This window comes from Streptomyces sp. DF42, assembly GCF_058267695.1.
Window position 1 is genome coordinate 2,393,938 of record NZ_CM177859.1, and the last position, 20,286, is coordinate 2,414,223.

Below are 20,286 nucleotides of genomic sequence, written 5' to 3' on the forward strand. Positions count from 1 at the left end.
CGCACGCCAGCGCGCTCATCCCTCTCCGCCATACGCCCTCCCCCGATGGACCCGGCCCCGCGATAGTGGCCGTTCGTCGAGGTGAACCGGGGGAGGCTTCGGTGGGGATGACACAGGGCTCGGGCGGGCGGGGGAAGACACAGGGCTCGGGCGGGCGGGGGAAGACACAGCACCCGGACGGGCGGGGGAAGAGGGGCAGTGTCGAGGCACCCGAGGCGCCCGAGGTCTCCGAGTCTGAGCAGCTGCTCTTCGGGGGGCCGTTGCGCTACGACATGGGCTGGAACCAGCACCGGGACGCGTTTCTGGAGCTGAACTTCCGGGCCATGGTGACGCGGCTGCCGGCCCTGCTGGGGTCGAGTTTCCGGCTCGCCTGGCAGGCCGACCGGCGGGCGGCGCGGACCGTGCTGATGGCCGAGGTCGGCCGGGGTGCGATGCAGGCGGTGAGTCTGCTCGCGGTCAACAGCGTGCTGGGGCGGCTGATCACCGGCGGTCCGATCGAGGACCGGCTGCGCGGCGCCGTTCCCGCGCTGGTCGCGATGGCCGTCGTCATGCTGGTCGGGGCGCTGCTGCGGGCGGCGTCGACGTATGCCACCGGACGCCTTGAGCCCAAGGTGGAGCGGGTGGCCACGGAGCTGTATCTGGAGCGGGCGGCGGCCGTGGAGCTTGCGGCGATCGAGGACCACGCGTTCCACAAGCTGCTGGACACCGCGCAGTACGGCGCCTCCTCGGCCCGGCGGATGATCTCGTACGCCACGCGCGTGGTGAACGCGATGATCTCGCTGATCGCGGCGGCGAGCGTGCTGACCGTGCTGCACCCGGCGCTGCTTCCGCTGCTCGCGACCATGACACTGCCGAGTGCGTGGAGCGCGCTGACGAACGCCCGGCGCCGCTACGAGTCCTTCCACATCTGGGTGCAGCACGCGCGTGCCGGGCATCTGATCAGCGGGCTGCTCACCGAGCCCGCCGCCGCACCGGAGATCCGTGTGCACGGCATCGGCCCCTTTCTGCTGCGTCACTTCCGCGCGATGTCGGAGGCCGCCGAGGCGGAGCAGGCCCGGCTGGCCCGGCTCGCGGCGCGCACCGGGCTGATCGCGGCGACCTGGACGGGCCTCGCGACCGTGGCGACGTACGCGACGCTCGGCGGGCTGCTGCTCACCGGGGCGATGGCCCTGTCGGTGGCCGGGACGGCCGTGATCGCGATCCGCACGGGTTCATCGAGCCTTGACAGCCTCGTCCTGGAGATCAACGCGCTCCACGAGGAGGCCCTGTTCGTCGGCGATCTGCAGAAGCTCTACGTCGAGGCGGCCGAGCGGGCGATTCCGGTCGGCGGCCACACGCTGCCCGAGGACCCGCGGGAGATCCGCTTCGAGAACGTCACCTTCAGCTATCCGGGCGAGTCGGCCCGCCCCGCCCTCGACGACGTCACGCTCACCCTCCCGCTCGGCCGGATCGTGGCGCTGGTCGGCGAGAACGGCTCCGGCAAGACGACCCTGATCAAACTGCTCGCGGGCCTGTACACGCCGGACGCGGGCCGGATCCTGTGGGACGGCGTGGACGCGGCGACCGCGGACCGGCACCAGCTCGCCGAACGGGTCGCCATGCTGGCCCAGGACTTCAAGCGCTGGCCGTTCACGGCCCGTGTCAACGTCGCCGTCGGACGTTCCTCTGTGCCTCTCACCGAGGAACGCATGGCCACGTCGCTCGCCCAGGCCGGGGCGCAGGACGTGGTGGAGGATCTGCCGCGCGGCCTGGACACCCTGCTGGCCCGCAACTTCAGCGGCGGCCACGAGTTGTCGGGCGGTCAGTGGCAGCGGCTCGGCATAGCGCGGGCTGCCTACCGGCGCGGCCGGATCCTGGTCGTGGACGAACCGACGGCGGCCCTGGACGCGCGGGCCGAGCTGGAGGTCTTCGAGAAGATCCGTGCGCTGGCCTCGGCGGGCCAGACCGTCGTCCTGATCACCCACCGGCTGGCGTCCGTGCGCCACGCGGACCTGGTGCACGTCCTCGACGAGGGCCGCCTCGCGGAGTCCGGCACCCCGGACGAACTGCTGGCGAGCGGCGGCATCTACGCGGAGTTGTACTCGCTCCAGGCGGAGCAGTTCACGGTGCCGGTGCCCGCCCCGAAGGCGGGCTGACGTCTCCTCGGACCGTCCCCTGAAGCTGTTCAGGCCGTCGCGTCGGCTGCCTCACCCGCGCGGACGATCACCAGGAACATGTCCGTCGCCAGGTCCATGACCACCTCGGCGGGCAGTCCTTCCAGTCGCCGCGCATGCGCGAACTCCTCCGCGGGCCACGAGCCTCGCGGCCCACCTGCGGGAAAGCGTTCGAGCACTGTTCGCCCGTTCACCATCTCGCACCTCCAGAAAGCGTCGTTGTTGGAGTTAACGCCTTCCAGGGGCCGAACGCCTCGCCCAGTTGCGGGACTGAGACGTAGTTGACACTCGTTCACTGCGGAGTGTGAGGTTCCGGTCACGATGCGGTCATACGCGCTACCGAACGTGTCAGCTCTCGTACTCGTCGTGATACCGGATGCGCTCGCTCCCCGCGGGCGCTCCGAGAGAAGACGCGCGCCCCTTGGGCTCCTCCCACTCCTCCTGCCGGCCCAGCGCGGTCAGGTCGAGGAAGCCGGTGGTCGATCCGAGTCCGTCGAGGCCGCGCTCGTACGTCGAGTAGGTGTGGAAGACCCGCTCGCCGTCCCGCAGGAAGCAGCTGACGCCGGGCCGCTCGAACGACTCCCCCTCGTGCTCCAGGGTCACGTCGAAGGCGCGGTTGAAGTCGCTGCCGTACGACGAGTACCAGGGCACCGTCCACCCCATCCGCGCCTTGAACGGCAGGATCTTCGTGTACGGCGTCCGGGAGACGGCCGCGAACGTCGTCCCCCGCGCCTCCAGATGCGCCAGATGCCCGATATTGTCCAGGAACCCCGAACAGCTGCGGCAGCCGGTGTCCCACTCGGGCGCGAACATGAAGTGGTAGACGACGAGTTGAAGCCGTCCCTCGAACAGGTCGGGCAGGGTGGCCTTCCCCTCGCCGCCCTCGAAGACGTACTCCTCGTCCACCTCGACCATCGGCAGTCTGCGCCGCTCGGCGTTGAGCGCGTCACGCGCACGCGTGGCGGCCTTCTCCTTGGCGAGCAGTTCCTCGCGTGCGGCACGCCACTGCTCGCGCGAGACGATCTCCGGAAGCGACATGGCCCCTCCTGTACAACGGTCCGTTCCGGGTGGTGACCGACGGGAGGGGCGGAACTCATCGCCGCCCGGCAGATTTTTTCGAGCAGTTCCGGCAGGTTCCTTTCGACGAGTTCAGGCCGAGTACGTCACCGGGAGTTCGACCAGGCCTCGGGCGCGCAGGGAGCGGCGCCACCGCAGGTCGTCGTCCGCGAGGCCGAGTTCGGGGAACCGCTCCAGCAGAGCGGCCACGGCGATCTCGGTCTCGGCGCGGGCCAGGGGCGCGCCCAGGCAGTGGTGGATGCCGTGGCCGAGGGCGAGGTGGCCGGACGCGTCGCGCGTCAGGTCGAGTCGGTCGGGGTCGGGGAAGCGGTCCGGGTCGCGGTCGGCGGCGGACGGGGACACCCAGACCGTCTCGCCGGCGGGGACGGTGACGCCGCCGATGGTGACGTCCTCGACCGGGAAGCGTCGGATGGCGAGCAGCGCGGGGCCTTCGTAGCGAAGGAACTCCTGTACCGCGGCCGGCAGTTGCGTCATGTCCTTGCGCAGGGCCGCCAGTTGCTCGGGGTGTTGCAGCAGAGCGACTGGGGCGCGGGCCGCCGGTGGGGCGCCGGGGGCGGCCTGCGGTACGCCGGTCGGCGAGCCCTGGGATCGCGGCCGGGAGATCGCCCGCGCGGCTCACGGGCTCCGGGCCAGTGGCTGACATGGCTGACGTGGCGGACGGGCGGCCGTCCGGTGGCCCCGGGGACTCAGTGCGCCTCGCCGTCCGGCCGATGGGTGACCCGGATCTTTGACTGCCCGTGCGGAAGTTCCTCCCAGTCCTCCATGAACCGGGCGCGCAGGCCGTGCTTCTCGGCCAGCCCGGCAAGCGTCTCGGTCCGGTAGTAGAAGTCCTCCCGCAGCACCTGGTGCTCCTCCCCCTCCGTACGGTCGAAGGTGAAGTCGAACCAGCCACCCGGCGCGAGCACCCGCCCGACGTTGGCCAGGCACTCCTCGATGACGGGCAGCGGGGAGTGCGAGAACACGCTGTGGGCGTGTACGACGTCGAAGTGGGCGTCGGGCAGGAACCGCAACGTCAGGTCGCGTACGGGGGTGAGGGTGGGCAGTCGCTTCTCCAGGCCCATCTCCACGAGCGTGTCCTGCGCGGCGACGAGGATGTCGGGCGAGATGTCGATGCCGTAGTAGTGCGCGGGCTCCAGATGGCGGATGAACCGCCAGCCGCCGCGCAGGTTGCCGCAGCCGATCTCCAGCATGCGGTGCTCGGGCCGCAGGCCGTGGCCGACGAGGTAGTCGAACTGCATGGCCCCCAGCGCCAGCCAGCGCTCCCGGTCGCGGCTGCCGACGGCCGCGTCCGGGTCGGCGCGGGTGTCGGAGCGCATCACGGCGCGGTAGTAGGAGATGTGGTCGGGGTGGCGATGGCTGAGCCACAGGTCCCGGGCGGCGCGGGCGAGATGGCGGGGCACGCGGTCGGGGTGGCGCAGCGCGTACGTGATGCGGTGGCCGAGGGCTGCTCGGTTGGCGGTGAGGTTCCTGGCGGGCATGTTTCCCGGCCTTTCCGAGGTGGCGGTGGGTACTGCTGTCAAGCCTCGGTGCGGGAGCACGGGCTCCCGCTCGGCCGACGGGCGCCGTTCGCCGGACGGTTCGGGTGATCGCGATGTCAGCCGATCGGTTGATGCGTTCCCGGGCCGGCCGCGTTAGACACGGAGCATGGACAACTCCACCGAACCGGACGAGCGCCGGCTGACCGCGGTCGTCCACGCCGCGTTCTTCCTGCTGCTGTGCTCCTCGTTCGCGCGGTTCCTGACCCGCGACCAGGGCGGGACACGTACGGGATGGGTGGTGGCGCTGTTCTCGGCGTTCTTCCTGCTCTACGTCCTCGGCCACTTCCTGGCCCCGCCCCCGCGCGCCGGAACCCCGCCCACCGTCCGGCACCTGGCCTGGCTGGGCTCGGTGTCCGCGGCCTGGATGGCCCTGCTGGCCCTCGCGCCGAGCGCCACCTGGTGCGCGATGCCGCTGCTGTTCGCCGGTCTGTACGCCCTGCCGCCGCGGATCGCGGTACCGCTGGCCGCCGTACTCACGGCATTGGTCGTGGTGTCCGAAGTGCGGGTGTCACAGGGCGCGTTGAACCCCAACATGGTCGTGGCCCCGCCCGCCGTGGCCGCGGTCGCCACCGCCGTCTTCGTCCATCTGCAGCGCCAGGCGGCCCGGCAGCGTGCGATCGTCGACGACCTGCTCCGCACCCGCCGCGACCTCGCGGCCACCGAACGGCGGGCAGGCGTCCTGGCGGAACGGCAGCGCCTGTCCTCCGAGATCCACGACACCCTCGCGCAGGGCCTGTCCAGTCAGCGGATGCTGCTCCAGGCCGCCGAGCGCGTGTGGGAGACGGACCCGGACGCGGCCCGCGCGCACATCGGCAGGGCAGCCGAAATCACCTCCCGCAGCCTCGCCGAGGCCCGCCGTTTCGTCCACGACCTGGCACCGGCCGACCTCGCGAAGAACGCCCTGCCGACGGCGCTGAGTTCACTGGCCGAGCGGGAGAGCGGGCCGGGTCTCACCGTCGGCTTCCGGCTCGACGGCGACGCCGGCCCACTCCCCGAACGTATCGAGGCGGCCCTTCTGCGCATCGCCCAGGGTGCCCTGGCCAACGTGCGCGAACATTCCGCCGCGACCAGGGCCGCGCTCACCCTGACCTGCCTGGACGACCAGATCTCACTGGACGTCGCGGACAACGGACGGGGGTTCGACACGGCCGCGCTGCCGACGGAACCGGACCGGACACGCGGCCATGGACTGCCGGCCATGCGCATCCGGGCCCACCAGTCGGGTGGCACGCTCACGGTGGAGTCGACGCCGGGCGAGGGCACGGTCGTGTCGGCCGCGATCCCGCTCACCCAGAAGGAGCCGTCGGCTCCGCAGAAGGCTCAGGCCCTGAAGGAGGCGACCACATGAGTACGACGCCCGTCCGTCTCCTGCTGTGCGACGACCACGCGGTGGTGCGGGCCGGCCTGCGCGCGCTGCTGTCGAGCGCCGACGGCATCGAGGTGGTCGGTGAGGCGGGCAGCGGCGAGGAGGCGCTCGCCATGGCCGCGCGCCTGCACCCCGATGTCGTACTGATGGACCTCCAGCTCGGGGAGGGCATGGACGGCGTGACGGCGACCAGGCGGCTGACCGCTCAAGGAGACACGCACGTCCTGGTGTTGACCATGTTCGACACGGACGCCGACATCACCCGCGCCATCGAGGCGGGCGCCACGGGATACCTGCTGAAGGCGGAACGCCCGGACGAGCTCTTCGCGGCGATCCACAGCGCCGCGTCCGGCCGTACGGCCCTGTCGGCACCCGTCGCCGACCGCCTCCTGGCCCAGCTGCGCAGCCCCCGCCCGACGCTCTCCGAACGCGAACACGAGATCCTCGGCTGGCTGGCCCAGGGCCTCGGCAACCGGGAGATCGCCCGAGCACTGTTCATCAGCGAGGCCACGGTGAAGACCCATCTCGGCAGGATCTACGGCAAGTTGGGGGTGGAGACGCGGTCGGGCGCGGTGGCGGTGGCGAAGGAGCGGCGGCTGCTGAGGTGATGCGGTGAATCGGTGATGTGGCGCATCGGTACGCCGGTCCTGCGGTGACTGGGTGACGCGGTGCTACACGGCCAGGGGCAACTCGGGAAGCCGTAGCCTTGTCCGCTCGCGCTCCGTGTCCAACTCACCCACAATCTCCCTGAGTTGCTCCCGATCGCCGTCCGAGAGGCAACCCGAGTCGTCGAGGTGCACGGCGCAGGCGGTGGTGGCGTCCACGAGCCGTTCGAGGGTGGCCACGACCTCGTCCGCGCCCTTCGAGTGCCGGGCGAGCGCGGGGAGTTCGGCAGCGGCGAGGACGATGGCGGCGTGGGCCTCGGCGAGCGTGCGGTAGGCCTCGCGGCGGAGGGTCCAGCGGGTGGCGCGGGAGTCGGCGGCGGGTTCGCGGGAGGCGTGGCCCGATCCGATGGTGGTCGGGCCGGTCGCCGGGTCCGGGTCGTGCGACTCACGCAGGACGTGGGCGAGGTAGGCGTACGCCGCGCGGCTCGCCGCCGAGACGCGTGCCCGCACTCCCCCGCCCCGCTGCCCCGGCATCGGCAGATGTCCGACGATGAGCACGATCGCGCAGGCCAGCAGCGTCTCGCCGATCCTGCTGGCGGAGGCCTGCGGCTCTCCGCCGACCATCACCAGGGCGAGGACGAGGACGGTGACAACGGCGGTCTGTGCGGCGAAGTGCCGTGTGGCGACCGGGATGAGGGCGCCGCTGACGGCCACGAGCGCGATGAGCCCCTCCGGCCGGGGCAGTACGGCGGCGAGACCGGCGAAGAGCAAGGCCCCCAGAACCGTCCCTGCCGCGCGGTTGAGCACTCTGGACGCGAGCGGCCCGAGGTCGGGCTTGACGAGGAAGACGGCGGTGGCGGGCAGCCAGTACCAGTGCGCGTGCTGTCCGTACCAACGGCTGTGATGCAGGGCCTGCGCGACAGCGGCACTGGCCCCGAAGCACAGGGCGACGCGCAGGCCGTACTCCCGCCCGCCGGCGCCGAAGGTGAGCCGGAACAGGTCCCGGGCCGACCGCCGACGGGTGTGCAGGTCACCGCCGTCGCCCTGGTCGAAGGCCTCCGCGGCGCGCAGCAGGGCGTCATCGAGGGAGCGCAGGGCGGGAGCCGAACGGTCGGGGGCCGGCAGCGGCCCGGTGTGCGTGTTCTCCCGTACGGCGGCGGCGAGTCGCCGCGGCGCTTCGGACGCCCGCCCGGTGACGGCCTCCCCGGCCCACGCGAGGGCCGTCGCGGCCTCGCCGAGCGGCAGCGCGGCGGCGTACTGCGCGTGCAGCCGCCGCTCGGCGGAGGAGGAGGCGTAACGCCGCAGCCGGGGCCCGGCGAGGGCGTCCTGCGCATGGTCGAGGGCGGCGGTGAGCGCGACGCGACGGGCGGTGGCGTCGTCGGTCCCGACGGCGTCGAGGAGGTCGGCGACGGCGTCGTACACGGCGGCTACGGCGTCCCGCTCGCCGTCGAACCGGAAGTCGCCGGCGATGGCGCCCGGGGTCGGGAGGGCGAGGCGCAGCGCGAGCAGCCACCCTGCCCCGGCAAGGAAGGCGAGTGCCCTCAGCCATCCGGCCTCCGGGACCGGCATCCCGGCACCGACGGCGGAGGCGACGAGCACCTGCGTACCCGCGGCGGAGGGGACGGGCCCGATGGCACTGACACCGCCGGCGAGAAGCCCGATGCCGGTCAGGAGAAGGGTGAGCGCGACCGCTCCGACATGGTCCCCGGCATACGTCCCGACGAGGAGCCCGCCTGCCCCGGCAAGCGCAGGCAGCCCGAGCCGCTTGACGGACACCCGACGGCTGCCGGGCCGGTCGTTGATCCCGGCGAGCATGGCGGCGATGGCGGCCACGACGCCGAGGGAGGTGCGGTCGAGAAGGACGGCGGTGAGGAGGAGGGGCCCGGCGGCGAGGGTCCCGCGTACGACCGCGCTCCAGGGAACCGGGCCGCGCTGGGCACGGAGCGCGTGGGCGAGCCAGGGCGGCAGGGCGAACGGTACGGCGGGGCGGGACACGGGGCTCCTGTCGTCTCGACGATGGCGGGAGTGAGCCTTCGGGCGACGGTGGCCGGGCTGTGGACTGGTGTGGTGTCCACGGTAGATCGCGTCCTTGGAGGAATGGGGACGCTCGTATTTCCAGGATGTGACGATCGAAGGGAAAGCCGCGTTCTTTATGAACAGAATCCCGGCACGGCGGCTGCGTACCCGCGGAAACGAAGGCGGACCCGGGGGCGTAGCCTGCCCCCGGGCCCTGTGATGCCGCCCATGTTCACACGCCGGCACACTTGAGAGTCCAGGTCAGCGTCATGTCGTCGCGTCCTGCCTTTGGACCACCGCACATCGAGCTGTGCGGACTGGACTTGAACCAGCATTTCGACGTACTGGGGCCTGAACCCGGTCGATCCGGCGATCGACGGCGAATGCTGAGTCTGGAGCGAGAGTCTGAGATTGATCGCGGTCTGCCTCTGCCAGTTGGGCTACCGCGGCACGGAGGTTGCTCTTGATGCCGCGAGGAGGACTCGAACCTCCACTGGAACCGCGCATTCACGACAAGCTTCAGCTTCAGCTTGCGCTCTTCGCGCACCCCGGCCGCAAGGGACCGGGGAGTCTTGGAGGCTACCCGAACAGGTAGCCGAACACGGAGTCACCGACCCGCTCGTCGACGACGTCGACGCCGTTCGCCTCCTCACGGGCGAACTTCACGGCCTGCTGCAACTTCTCGACCCGGTCGAGGAGTTCATTGACGCGACGGGCCGGAAGCGCACCGGAGAACTTCACGGTGGTCCAGTACCCGACGGGAATGTCCTCGTAGTACACCTCGACCTGAGCAGGATGCTTCTCGGTCGCCTCGGCCTTGACGTGGTTGCGGGGAACCTTCTTGGTCCGCAGAGTCCGAACGGGCTCCGTCTTCCAGGCATCCGTCGAAGGGTCCTGAACCCACGCCTCGGAGGCGTCGAGGACGGGCAGCTTCCGCACGAAGGTGTTGAGGTCGACGAGCTGCTTCTCCAGGAACAGCAGGTACGACACGGGAACGTCGGCAACGAGCACCCGCCCGTCCACCTTCACGTCGGCACGGGCGGCACAGTTGGCCCAGTCCTTGGTGGCGGTCACGTCGAACAGCCGGGTCAGGGTCGCCGCGGTCTCCCGCAACACGCCCTCGGCCTGCACCTGCACTCGCGTCGACTCGGGCGGCAGTTGCTCGCCCTCCTCGTCCTTCGGCTGGTACGTACGCGAGATTCCGGCCAGCAACGCGGGCTTCTGCAGCCCGTGATGAGCGGCCGTCAGGTCCTGATGGGCCTTGGACTTGATGCCCTTCTCCACTGCGATGATCTGATTGAGTTTCGCCACGTGAGGGACGGTAACAGTGCCAACTCGCCGCCTGCGAACCATTATTCACTCCGGCGCTCACACAGCTCGGGTGAGTGTCCGTGGCGTGCGTCATCAATGCTGTGCGAGCGAGAGCTCGGTCCACCGCCGGAATGACATACGCGGCCGCCGGCCATCCCCGCGCCGCACGAGCCCGACGCGTCCGCGTCCCGGGAAATTCGGATGCGGTCCCGGTCGGCAGCCCGGACCATCGTTCAGTTGTCCCGCCTCTGTTCCAGGAGCCGCCCCGTGATCCGTCGCGTCACCTCCTCCGCCCTCTTCCCGCCGCCCACCTACTCCCACGCCTCCGTCGTCGAGGCCGGGACCAAGCTCGCGTTCCTTGCCGGTTCCGTCCCCCTCGACGCCGAGGGGAAGCTGGTCGGCGAGGGAGATCCCGTGCGGCAGGCCGAGCAGGTGCTGGTGAACCTCACAGAGCAACTGCGCGCCGTCGGCACCGACTTGGCGCATGTCGTGGCGACCGACGTGTATGTGGTGAGCGGTGAGACCGCCGTGCTCTCCGCCGTCTGGGACGTCGTCGAGGCGTCCGGGCTCAGCGTCGGACCGCACTCTTCGACGCTGATGGGCGTGGCGTGTCTCGGGTACGGCGGACAGCTGGTGGAGATTACGGCCACCGCTGTCGTTCCCGAAGGCTCATGACGACCGTAGGCCTCCGTGGAGGCCCGCAGGTCGCCGTAGGTCTCCCCAGGTCTCAATAGGAGGCTGCATGTTGATCGAGCATCGCGGGCGCCGTCCCGTGGTACCCGAGTCCGCCTACGTGGCGCCGTCGGCCGTTCTCTGCGGTGCCGTCACCCTCGGCGAGCGCGTCCGTGTGCTGCACGGTGCCGTGCTCACCGCCGAGGACGGCGAGGTCCGGGTCGGCTCGGACGTCGTCGTCATGGAGAACGCGCTGGTGCGAGGGCGCGCCGGGCACCCCGCCGTCATCGGTGACGCCGTACTCGTCGGACCCCACGCCCATGTCAACGGGGCTGCCATCGAGGACGAGGTCTTCGTCGCCACCGGGGCCGCCGTCTTCCCGGGTGCCGTCGCCGGCGCGGGATCCGAGCTGCGGATCAACAGCGTGCTGCAGGCCAACTCCGTACTGGCGCCCGGCACGGTCGTACCCATCGGCTGGATCGCGGCCGGAGCACCATTGGCGCAACTCTTCTCGCCCGAGCAGCATGATGAACTATGGTCCGTGCAGCGGGAGTTGGACTTTCCGGGCACGGTCTACGGCGTCGCCCGCGGCACCTCCATGCGGGACATCATGGCGCGCCAGGTCGACTTCTACGGCGCGCATCACCACGACCGCCCCCTCGACCGTTGATCACCGCTGACGATGACTACGACTACCGACGGGATCCGCCTTGCGCGCCGAACCATCCGCAGCTTCCGAACCGTCCGCGGTGACACTCCGGCGGGCCGCCTCGGCCCCCGACGCCGATGCCTGTGCCGCAGCGGACGTCTGGCTGAGTTCTTTCGCCGTCGCGCTGCCGACGGTCGTCAGCCCCCGTTCCGCCGACGAGGTGCGTGGCTACTTCCGGGATGTCGTGGTGCCCCTGCGGGAGACCTGGGTCGCGGACGCCGGGGCCGGTGCCGGGGTCGTCGGGGTGATGGTGCTCCACGACGACGAGCTCTCCCAGCTGTATCTGCAGCCCGACTGGCGTGGGAGAGGCATCGGCGACCAGTTCGTCGCGCTCGCCAAGGAGCGCAGACCGGACGGGCTCGGTCTGTGGACCTTCCAGGTCAACGGGCCGGCCCACCGGTTCTACGAGCGCCACGGCTTCGTCGCCGTCGAGTACACGGACGGCAGCGGGAACGAGGAGCGGGAGCCGGACGTGTGTTACGTGTGGCGGCCCTGAGGACGTTCGGCCGGAGGTCCGCCGCACTGCCTCCCCCGCCTCCCCCGCCTCCCCTGCCGCTCTCGCCGCCCTTGCTCCCCTAGGCCGACGCCCCGGGACCGTGATCCCGGTAGGCCCAGTCCGCCGCCCGCCCCGCGAGCTGGACCAGGTCCGGGTCGCTGTCGTCGCCGTCGAGGTGGCGGTATTCGACGGCGGTGAGGATGACGATCCGTTCCCGCAGGCCCAGGTGGTCGTAGAACCCGGAGGCGAGGATGTCCGCTGCGGCCTCGCCCGCCGGGGCGCCCGCCGCATGGTGGGCCCGCACGAGGGCTTCGAGCTCGCGCAGGTAGGTGACGTAGTCGCGTACGTCCTGCGGGGCCATCACCGGACCATGTCCGGGGACCACCACCTCGGGGTCCAGGGCGAGGATCGTCTCGGCGGCGGCGGCGATCCGGGCGAGCGGGCCGTTCCAGTGGACGGGGTGGTCGTCGGCGAACAGGACGTCCCCGGCGCAGACGACTCGCTGCCGGGGGAAGTGGACGATGAGGTCGCCGGCCGAGTGTGCCGGGCCCACCTCGACCAGTTCGGCCTCGATGTCACCCACCCGCAGCGCATACCGGCCGGAGAAGGTGGTGGTGGGCGGGACGGACTCGACGCCCTCGTACGTGTAACGGCCGAAGTGTTCGCGCGCGTACCAGCCGAGCGGCTGGTCGGCCGGTGTCTGGTGGGTGAGGAAGTGCATCTGCTGCGGGGAGGGTTCGCGGCAGAGGTGCTCGGCGCTCGCCTTCGTGGCGATGATCTCGGCGCCCGGGAAGCAGCCGTTGCCGAAGGTGTGGTCGCCGTTGACGTGGGTGTTGACGATCGTCCGCACGGCGGCGGCGCCCGCGGGCAGGACCGGCCGGGCGGCGGCGATGAGGGCCTGGGTCATGGGCTGGTCGTACGGGGTGTCGACCAGGGCCGCCTGCTCGCCGGAGGTGACGAGCAGACAGTTGGCGAAGCCCCAGGTGCCCGCGTGGCCCGGGGACCACAGGTGGAGTCCGTCGGCGACCGGGGTGAGTCCGTCGGGAAGGTTCATGCCGTTCATTGTCGGTGAAGGTGATCACAGGTTCTGCGGTCGCCCCCACACCCGCCTCTTGCGCTCCGGCCTCGCATAACTCCCCGCCCTGCTCGTGCTCAGCCCCATCGTCACCAGCGACTCCGCCAGCTTCACCGCCGCCGCGACCCCGTCGACCACCGGCACCCCGAGCTTCTCCCCCACCACCTGCTGCAGTCCGGTCATCCCGGCGCACCCGAGCACCAGCACCTCGGCCCCGGCGTCCAGCGCCCGTTGGGCCGCCGTGACAAACGCCGCCTCCGTGCGGTCGGCGTCCCCCAGATCGAGAACTCCAAGACCGGTACCGACCACCGCGGCGCAGTTGCGCCCCACCCCCGCCAGCTCCAGGCTGTCCTCGATCTGCCCGCAGGAGCGCTCCAGCGTCGTGACGACCCCGTACCTCCGGCCCAGTAAGCACGCCAGATGCGCCGCGGCCTCCGTGATGTCGACCACCGGCGCGTCGACCAACTCCCGTACGCCTTCGCGTCCGTGCTCCCCGAAGCCGGCCATGACGACGGCGTCGTACGGCGGACCCTCGTACGTCCGCAGCAGATCGAGGACGGCCGCGGCGGACAGGTGGCTGTCGAGCCAGCCCTCCGCCGACTCGGGGCCCCACGTGGGGGTCAGCCCGAGCACGGTGGTGCCCGGGCCTGCTGCGGCCCGGGCACCCCGTACGATCTCCTCGGTCATCTCCTGCGTGGTGTTGCAGTTGGTGACGACGATCCGCACTCCGCTCAGACCTCCGCAGGCTTGTCGGACACGGCGGCCGCAGCCGCCCGTTCGGACCGGCACAGCAGCGCGTACAGGCCTGCGGCCAGCGCCGTGCCGATGAACCACGAGTACGGGGCCACGTCGCTGAAGGTCTTCACGAGCGCGAGTACGGCCGCGACCCCGGCCGACGGCAGGAACGCCCACAGGGCCTTCGGGTTGACGCCCTTGCGGTAGTAGTAGCGGCTGCCGGGGCGGGCGTCGAACAGGTCGTTCACGTCGACACGGCCACGCTTGACCCAGTAGTAGTCGAGCATGATCACGCCGAACAGCGGGCCGAGGAAGGCGCCGAGACCGCCGAGGAAGTAGTTGACGACCGTGGGGTTGGAGAAGAGGTTCCACGGGGTCACGACCAGGGCGGCGACCGTGCTGATCATGCCGCCGACCTTGAAGGTGATCTTCTGCGGCCAGAGGTTGGCCAGGTCGTACGCCGGTGAGACGAAGTTGGCGACGATGTTGACGCCCATGGTGGCGACGGCGAAGGTGAACGCGCCCACCACGAGCACCCAGGTGTTGCCCACCTTGGCCACCAGTTCCGCGGGGTCCGTGATCGCCTCGCCGAACACCTTGAGCGAGCCCGCCGTGACGATCACGGAGACGACCACGAAGGCGGTCGAGTTGATGGGCAGGCCCCAGAAGTTGCCGCGCCGGACGGTGCGATTGTCCGGTGCGAAGCGCGAGAAGTCGCAGAAGTTGAGCATCAGCGTGCCGTACGTGGCGAGGATCAGCCCGATCGCGCCGAACCACTGCCGCCACTGCTCGCCCACGGAGACCGGGTGCGGGGTGGACGTGAGCGAGATGCTCCAGTCGGCCTTCCAGAGCACCCACACCGCCAGCGCGATCATCACCAGCCAGATGGCCGGACCGCAGAAGTCCTGGAACTTCCGCACGGATTCCATGCCCTGGTTGATGATCAGCGCCTGGATCAGCCACAGCGACAGGAACGACACCCAGCCCAGTGCGTCGAGTCCCAGGAAGGAGTGGTGCGTCCAGGACTCCAGGCCCGGCCAGGCGGCCAGCAGCATCACGTTGACGGCGACGGAGGCCAGATAGGTCTGGATGCCGTACCACATGATGGCGATCACGGCCCGGATGAGGGCCGGGATGTTGGCTCCCCAGACACCGAAGCTGATGCGGCTGACGACCGGGAAGGGCACGCCGTGGCGCTGGCCGACCTTCCCCATCCAGTTCATGCCGACGTAGATGAGTACGAAGCCGACGAGCAGGGACGTGAAGACCTGCCACACGTTCATACCGAGGACGAGCAGACCGGCGGCGAAGGTGTAGTTGCCGAGGTTGTGGACGTCGGACATCCACATGGCGAAGAGATCGAAGACCCTCCAGTTGCGCTTCTCGGCGGGAGCGAGGTCTTCGTTGGTGAGCCGGGGGTCGGGGGTGAACGGTGGGGCGCCGATGGCTTCGGCACGGTCGGCGAGGGACACGGGGCCTCCAGGGACGGGCGGACGGAGGACTGCAGCCATTTGGTATACCAAACTGCGGTCATGGTCCCCCCGTCAAGCGTTCGGACCGATGTCGCCATCGTTAACGCTCGGTAAAACAGCCCCGAGGTCGGAGAAGATGGCTCCATGAGCTCCCCCACGACGAAGATCGAACCTCTGGGCGCCGTCCGCGAACGCGTCCTGGCCGGCCTGCGGCAGGAGATCATCGCCGGCACCCTCCTGCCGGGCGACCGGCTGGTCGAGCGGGAGCTGGCCGAGCGCTTCGGGGTGTCCCGGGTGCCCGTGCGCGAGGCGATCCGGGCACTGGTCGCCGAGGGCTTCGTCCACTTCGAGACGCCACGCCGCACGGTCGTACGCCGTCTCACCCCGACGGATGTCCGGGAGCTCTTCGAGCTGCGCGAGGCCCTGGAGGTCTACGCCGCCGGGCTCGCCGCGTCCCACGCGACACCGGAGGACCTGGCCGAGGCCGAGGAGCTTCTCGGCCGCGCGGCCGCCGCGACCGAGGCGGGGGACGCCGAGGCGATCACCGACATCAACAGCCGTCTGCACGACCGGATCATGGCCATGGCGGGCAACAGCCTGCTGACCGAGGCTCTGGAGCCGGTCGCCGGCCGACTGCGCTGGATGACCCGGAGAAACGAGGAGTGGCCCCAACTCCTCGTTGAACACCGCGAGTTGTACGAGGCGATCGCCTCCGGAGACCCGGACCGCGCCCGCGCGCACGCCCTCGCCCATGTGCGGACCAACTACCGCTCCACGGTGCGGCATCTGTTCGGGGACACGGAGGACGGGGAAGCCAGGGAGGGCACGGAGGACACGGGGAACACGGAGGCCTGACGGACGGTCAGGTCAGCGGCGGGCGTACCTGTCGGTCGCCGCCACCAGCGCCTCGGCGACTCCCGGCGCCCCCACGTCGTGCCCGACCTCGTCGACGACGATCAACTCGCTGCCGGGCCAGGCATGGTGGAGACGCCAGACGGTGCCGAGGAGGTTGCCGAAGTCGAGGCTGCCCTGGACGAGGGTGCCGGGGATGTCCTTGAGCAGAGGCGCGTCCCGCAGGACCACGCCTTCGTCGTTGCCCTCGCCCAGGAAGCAGTCGTTGCCCCAGTAGTGCGTGACCGTCCGGGCGAAGCCCATGCGGAAATCCGGGTCCTCGAAACGCTGGACCGAGCGCGGCGGCGCGGGAATGATCGCCGTCTCCCAGTCGGTCCAGGCGCGCGCCGCCCGCTTCCGCACCGAGGGATCGGGGGACTCGAGGAGCCGGCTGTACGCGGCGGCGAGGTTGCCGTCCCGGTCGTCGACGGGCAGTTCTGCCAGGAACCGCTCGTACGCTTCCGGGAAGATCTTTCCCAGTCCCCTGGTCAGCAGCGCGTGTTCCGCGTCGGCGCCGGTGGCGACCAGGGTCAGGACCAGCTCGGACACCGCCCCGGGATGCGTCTGCGCGTACCGCAGCCCGAGCACCGAACCCCACGAACCGCCCCACACAAGCCACCGCTCGATCCCCAGGTGCGCACGCAGCAGCTCCAGGTCGGCGATGAGATGCGCCGTCGTGTTGACGCTCATGTCGGTGTCGTACGCGCTCGCATGCGGTGTGGACCGCCCGCAGCCGCGCTGGTCGAGCAGCACGATGCGGTACATGTCCGGGTCGAAGTAACGCCGGAAGAACGGGCCGCAGCCGGACCCCGGCCCGCCGTGCAGCACGACTGCGGGCTTGCCCCCGGGGTTTCCGCAGGCCTCCCAGCGGATGCGGTTGCCGTCGCCGACGTCGAGCATGCCCTCGTCGTACGGTTCGGTCTCCGGGTAACGAGGCATCCGGGCACCGTAACCTCCGTAAGGTCGGCCCGTCGCCTCATTTACCGGCCGCCCGGACGGGCAGTCCCGCCGCCTCCCCCGCCCTGCGCAGCACGTCCCGCAGCATCTCGGGGGTGAGCTTGCCGGTGAAGGTGTTGCGCTGGCTGACGTGGAAGCAGCCGAAGAGGTCGAGGCCGCCGCCTAGCGACACGCACGTGCCGTGCCCGAAGACGGGCCGCGGGCGGGGCACCGTCCAGCCGGCCTCGGCGAAGGCGGGCAGCGCGGCCTGCCAGCCGAACGCGCCGAGCACGACCACCGCGCGCAGGGTCGGCCGCAGCAGCGTGAGTTCCTGGACGAGCCAGGGCCGGCAGGTGTCCCGCTCCCCGGGGGTGGGCTTGTTCTCGGGCGGGGCGCAGTGCACCGGCGAGGTGACGCGGACGCCGAGCAGCTCCAGGCCGTCGTCGGCGCTGACGGAGGTCGGCCGGTTCGCCAGCCCGACGTCGTACAGCGCCTGGTACAGCACGTCGCCGGAGCGGTCCCCGGTGAACATGCGGCCGGTGCGGTTCCCGCCGTGGGCGGCGGGCGCGAGGCCGACGATCAGGAGCGGGGCGGCGGCGGGCCCGAAGCCGGGCACCGGGCGCGCCCAGTACGTCCAGTCCTGGAAGGCCGCCCGTTTCGTCCGGCCGACCTCCTCACGCCAGTCCACGAGCCGAGGACATGCGGTACATCGGCAGACGCGGGCGTCGAGATCGGCCAAGCTGTCCATGCCCCCACCGTAGAACCACTGGACTGGCCGCCGCTGACCTGCGGTCCTGCTCGTCCCGACGCATGCTGGAGGCATGGACGAGAGCCCCCCTGTCGTCGTGCTTCCGCCGCAGTCGGACGGCGGACGGCGGGTGACGGTCAACGGCGAGCGTGTCGGCACCGCCTACAACCTCTTCGACGTGCTGGATTTCGTGCATCGCGCGGGCCTGCCGGCCGAGGAGGACCGGGCCGTCGACGACCCCGAGCTGATCGAGTGGCGCGGCGGCGGACCGTACGTGTGGAACGGCACGGCGTAGCCCCGGGCCGGACGGGCTGTGCGCCCTCGCCCGGGGCGGACGCCGCTCGGCCCCGAGCGGTCTATTCGCCCTCGCCCCCGATACGTACGACGGCCAGCGTGATGTTGTCGGGGCCGCCGGCCTCGATCGCGGCCTTCCACAGCTCGAAGGCGGCCCGGCCGTCGTCGTGCTCCCGCATGGCCTCCTCGATCACGTCCGTCGGCAGCGGGTCGGTCAGGCCGTCCGTGCAGACGAGGTAGCGGACACCGGGCACCAGGGGCACGGTCGTCACATGCGGGCGGACGGCACGGTACGTGGGAGAGCCGCCCAGGCACTGGGTGACGAGCGAGGTGCTGTGCTGCCCGGGGCGGAGCGGCGGGCTGTCGTCCACGCTCACCTGGCGCAGCCCGTCGTGCGAGGACGCGAAGACGCGGCTGTCGCCCACGTTGAACACCATCAGTGAGTCGGGTTGCACGACGAGTCCGGCGACGGTCGTCCCCATGGCGGTGAGCTCGCCTCCCGCGTCGCCGCCGGCCGCCTTGTACACGGCGCGGTTGCAGTTGTCCAGGGCCGCACGGACGGTGTCCTCGCCGGTCAGTGCGGGGCCGAGCGAGGCGATCCGGCCGACGGTCAGGGCACTGGCCACATCGCCGCCGGGATGCCCGCCGAGCCCGTCGGCCACGGCGACGACGAGAGGCGCCCCGAGCGGGAAGACCAGGGTCTGCGGGCAGTCGGTCACGGTGGCGCACAGGGTCCACGGTCCGGCGACGAGACTGTCCTCGTTCCGCTCACGGAGCAGCCCGGGATGGCTCAGCGCGCTCACGGCGACGTACAGCATGATCCGGCGCCACCGCCTTCCCGCACCGCACCGGACCTACCGTCTCGGACCGGGCGCTGGGCTCCAAGTCTAGTAGTGGATCGTCATCGCCGCAGGTCAGAGGCGGGTTCCGGGCTACGTCGCCGGGGCGTCCGCCATGTGCCGTTCCTGCGGGCCGCGCACGGAAATCCGTCCGGCTCGGCCGCTGCGACGGACTAAGGTCGGGGCTATGGCTTCCGAAGCTGACGAGGAGAAGGGCGGACCGGGCTCCGCCGAGGTTGCGCCTGCCGAGACCGATCCCAGGATCGCCGCCGCCATCGCGGCCGCGGAGGCCGCGGGCCCGGACGACGGCCGGACGGTGCGGATCGACAGCTGGATCTGGGCCGTACGGCTCGCGAAGACCCGCTCGCTCGGCGCCGCCGCCTGCAAGGGCGGACATGTGCATGTGAACGGTGAGCGCGTGAAGCCCGCGTACTCCGTGCGGATCGGCGACGAGGTGCGCGTACGGCAGGAGGGCTGGGAGCGGATCGTCATCGTCAGGCGGCTGATCCGCAAGCGGGTGGGCGCCCCGGTGGCGGCCCAGTGCTACGTCGACAACTCCCCGCCCCCGCCGCCCCGCCAGGTCTTCGCCCCGGCGGGCATCCGCGACCGCGGCACGGGCCGCCCGACCAAGCGGGACCGCCGCGACATGGAACGGCTGCGGGGCCAGGCGGGCGGCAGCGACGGCACGGGACGTCCGGACGGTCGCTGACGCCGCCGCGGGAAGCCGGCCGTACATACGGCGGTGGCGTCCGGCCCGGACCTCTCAGGTCCCGCCGGACGCCACCGCTGTCGTTCACGCAAGGGCGCCGCCCCCGTCGTCACCCCCCTCGTCGGACTCGTCATCGTGCTCGTCGTCACGCCCGTCGTCGCACCAGTCGCAGCAGATCGGCGTTCGAGCCGCGCCGGGCCCAGGCGATCAGGGCGAGCGGCACGATCAGGATCAGCGGGGTGGCCGCGTTCTCGCCGTCGAAGACGGTGGTCTGGACGACGAACGCGCCCACCATGAGCCCGCTCAGCGCGATCGCGGCCACCGACTGCAGCACCGGGATCAACAGGGCGGCTGCACCCGCCAGTTCGAGAGCACCGATGGTGTACATGCCCGCGCTGCCCCAGCCGATCTTGTCGAAGGCGTCGACGGCGTAGGAGTTCCCGATCAGCTTGGGCAGGGCGCTCGCGATGCCGTAGAAGAGGGCGATCAGCACCTGCACGGTGCGCAGGGCGATCCGGGCGCGGCGGCCGCGGGGCGTCGCGGACCCGGCGACGGTGCTGCCGGAGGAGGCGGTTGCGACGGAGGCGACGGGGACGGTGGTCTCGGACACGGGGTTCTCCTGTGGTGAGCGGTTCGTCGTGCTG

At 71.2% G+C, this 20,286-nt stretch carries 21 protein-coding genes and 1 pseudogene; 9 read left to right on the forward strand and 13 right to left on the reverse strand.

What is annotated here, in order from left to right:
* The first annotated feature begins 272 nt into the window (after positions 1–272).
* Positions 273–2,135 (forward strand): ABC transporter ATP-binding protein, encoded by a 1,863-nt coding sequence (locus tag ACYUED_RS10940; protein ID WP_491294205.1) that lies wholly within the window; start codon positions 273–275, stop codon positions 2,133–2,135.
* A gap of 29 nt (positions 2,136–2,164) precedes the next feature.
* Here the strand turns inward: ACYUED_RS10940 and ACYUED_RS10945 are convergent, their stop codons facing one another.
* From ACYUED_RS10945 to ACYUED_RS10960, 4 genes and pseudogenes are all read right to left on the reverse strand, one after another.
* Entirely contained in the window at positions 2,165–2,350 is a 186-nt protein-coding gene (locus ACYUED_RS10945) for a DUF8839 family protein (RefSeq protein WP_491292081.1), read from the reverse strand.
* Between the two features lie 151 nt (positions 2,351–2,501).
* Positions 2,502–3,191, reverse strand: a complete 690-nt coding sequence (locus tag ACYUED_RS10950; RefSeq protein WP_491292082.1) for a DUF899 domain-containing protein — start codon at positions 3,189–3,191, stop codon at positions 2,502–2,504.
* A gap of 111 nt (positions 3,192–3,302) precedes the next feature.
* Positions 3,303–3,758, reverse strand: a pseudogene (locus ACYUED_RS10955) (cytochrome P450); the annotation flags it as partial.
* A 158-nt stretch (positions 3,759–3,916) separates the two neighbouring features.
* Entirely contained in the window at positions 3,917–4,708 is a 792-nt protein-coding gene (locus ACYUED_RS10960; protein ID WP_491292083.1) for a class I SAM-dependent methyltransferase, read from the reverse strand.
* A 166-nt stretch (positions 4,709–4,874) separates the two neighbouring features.
* Between ACYUED_RS10960 and ACYUED_RS10965 the strand changes: the two genes are divergently transcribed.
* Both ACYUED_RS10965 and ACYUED_RS10970 read left to right on the forward strand, forming a co-directional pair.
* A complete protein-coding gene (locus ACYUED_RS10965) occupies positions 4,875–6,116 on the forward strand; it encodes a sensor histidine kinase (protein ID WP_491292084.1) in 1,242 nt (413 codons plus the stop codon).
* A complete protein-coding gene (locus tag ACYUED_RS10970; RefSeq protein ID WP_491292085.1) occupies positions 6,113–6,742 on the forward strand; it encodes a response regulator in 630 nt (209 codons plus the stop codon). Before ACYUED_RS10965 ends, ACYUED_RS10970 begins: the two co-directional genes overlap by 4 nt.
* Before the next feature lie 63 nt (positions 6,743–6,805).
* Here the strand turns inward: ACYUED_RS10970 and ACYUED_RS10975 are convergent, their stop codons facing one another.
* Entirely contained in the window at positions 6,806–8,734 is a 1,929-nt protein-coding gene (locus ACYUED_RS10975; protein WP_491292086.1) for an FUSC family protein, read from the reverse strand.
* 600 nt (positions 8,735–9,334) lie between these two features.
* The gene (locus ACYUED_RS10980) at positions 9,335–10,066 is read right to left on the reverse strand and encodes a DUF7873 family protein (protein WP_491292087.1); all 732 of its coding nucleotides are present in this window, start codon (positions 10,064–10,066) and stop codon (positions 9,335–9,337) included.
* A gap of 267 nt (positions 10,067–10,333) precedes the next feature.
* Here ACYUED_RS10980 and ACYUED_RS10985 point away from each other — a divergent pair, with 267 nt between their 5' ends.
* The 3 genes from ACYUED_RS10985 (at position 10,334) to ACYUED_RS10995 (ending at position 11,943) form a co-directional block, all read left to right on the forward strand.
* A complete protein-coding gene (locus ACYUED_RS10985) occupies positions 10,334–10,741 on the forward strand; it encodes a RidA family protein (protein ID WP_491292088.1) in 408 nt (135 codons plus the stop codon).
* 67 nt (positions 10,742–10,808) lie between these two features.
* The gene (locus ACYUED_RS10990) at positions 10,809–11,408 is read left to right on the forward strand and encodes a gamma carbonic anhydrase family protein (protein ID WP_491292089.1); all 600 of its coding nucleotides are present in this window, start codon (positions 10,809–10,811) and stop codon (positions 11,406–11,408) included.
* 79 nt (positions 11,409–11,487) lie between these two features.
* The gene (locus tag ACYUED_RS10995) at positions 11,488–11,943 is read left to right on the forward strand and encodes a GNAT family N-acetyltransferase (protein WP_491292090.1); all 456 of its coding nucleotides are present in this window, start codon (positions 11,488–11,490) and stop codon (positions 11,941–11,943) included.
* Between the two features lie 79 nt (positions 11,944–12,022).
* Here ACYUED_RS10995 and ACYUED_RS11000 read toward each other — a convergent pair whose 3' ends face one another.
* Genes ACYUED_RS11000 through ACYUED_RS11010 form a run of 3 tightly spaced genes read right to left on the reverse strand, consistent with a single transcriptional unit; the run spans position 12,023 to position 15,225 of the window.
* A complete protein-coding gene (locus tag ACYUED_RS11000) occupies positions 12,023–12,997 on the reverse strand; it encodes an MBL fold metallo-hydrolase (RefSeq protein ID WP_491292091.1) in 975 nt (324 codons plus the stop codon).
* A gap of 24 nt (positions 12,998–13,021) precedes the next feature.
* Positions 13,022–13,744: an aspartate/glutamate racemase family protein gene (locus ACYUED_RS11005; RefSeq protein WP_491292092.1), complete on the reverse strand. Its 723-nt coding sequence runs from the start codon at positions 13,742–13,744 to the stop codon at positions 13,022–13,024.
* Between the two features lie 5 nt (positions 13,745–13,749).
* Positions 13,750–15,225 carry an NCS1 family nucleobase:cation symporter-1 gene (locus ACYUED_RS11010; RefSeq protein WP_491292093.1) on the reverse strand — a complete coding sequence of 492 codons (1,476 nt, stop codon included), beginning with the start codon at positions 15,223–15,225 and terminating at the stop codon, positions 13,750–13,752.
* A gap of 144 nt (positions 15,226–15,369) precedes the next feature.
* On the opposite strand from ACYUED_RS11010, the gene ACYUED_RS11015 reads away from it, so the two are divergent.
* A complete protein-coding gene (locus ACYUED_RS11015) occupies positions 15,370–16,080 on the forward strand; it encodes a GntR family transcriptional regulator (protein ID WP_491292094.1) in 711 nt (236 codons plus the stop codon).
* 12 nt (positions 16,081–16,092) lie between these two features.
* Here ACYUED_RS11015 and pip read toward each other — a convergent pair whose 3' ends face one another.
* On the reverse strand, positions 16,093–17,055 hold the full coding sequence (gene pip / locus ACYUED_RS11020; protein ID WP_491292095.1) for a prolyl aminopeptidase: 963 nt from the start codon (positions 17,053–17,055) through the stop codon (positions 16,093–16,095).
* Positions 17,056–17,092: 37 nt separating this feature from the next.
* A complete protein-coding gene (locus ACYUED_RS11025; RefSeq protein WP_491292096.1) occupies positions 17,093–17,800 on the reverse strand; it encodes a uracil-DNA glycosylase in 708 nt (235 codons plus the stop codon).
* 73 nt (positions 17,801–17,873) lie between these two features.
* Here ACYUED_RS11025 and ACYUED_RS11030 point away from each other — a divergent pair, with 73 nt between their 5' ends.
* A complete protein-coding gene (locus ACYUED_RS11030) occupies positions 17,874–18,095 on the forward strand; it encodes a hypothetical protein (protein ID WP_491292097.1) in 222 nt (73 codons plus the stop codon).
* A 61-nt stretch (positions 18,096–18,156) separates the two neighbouring features.
* On the opposite strand, the gene ACYUED_RS11035 is transcribed toward ACYUED_RS11030, so the two are convergent.
* On the reverse strand, positions 18,157–18,912 hold the full coding sequence (locus ACYUED_RS11035; protein ID WP_491292098.1) for a PP2C family protein-serine/threonine phosphatase: 756 nt from the start codon (positions 18,910–18,912) through the stop codon (positions 18,157–18,159).
* Between the two features lie 208 nt (positions 18,913–19,120).
* Here ACYUED_RS11035 and ACYUED_RS11040 point away from each other — a divergent pair, with 208 nt between their 5' ends.
* Complete coding sequence (locus tag ACYUED_RS11040; protein WP_491292099.1) at positions 19,121–19,642, forward strand: RNA-binding S4 domain-containing protein; 522 nt, start codon at positions 19,121–19,123, stop codon at positions 19,640–19,642.
* A 145-nt stretch (positions 19,643–19,787) separates the two neighbouring features.
* On the opposite strand, the gene ACYUED_RS11045 is transcribed toward ACYUED_RS11040, so the two are convergent.
* Positions 19,788–20,252 (reverse strand): DoxX family protein, encoded by a 465-nt coding sequence (locus tag ACYUED_RS11045; RefSeq protein ID WP_491292100.1) that lies wholly within the window; start codon positions 20,250–20,252, stop codon positions 19,788–19,790.
* Positions 20,253–20,286: the final 34 nt, after the last annotated feature.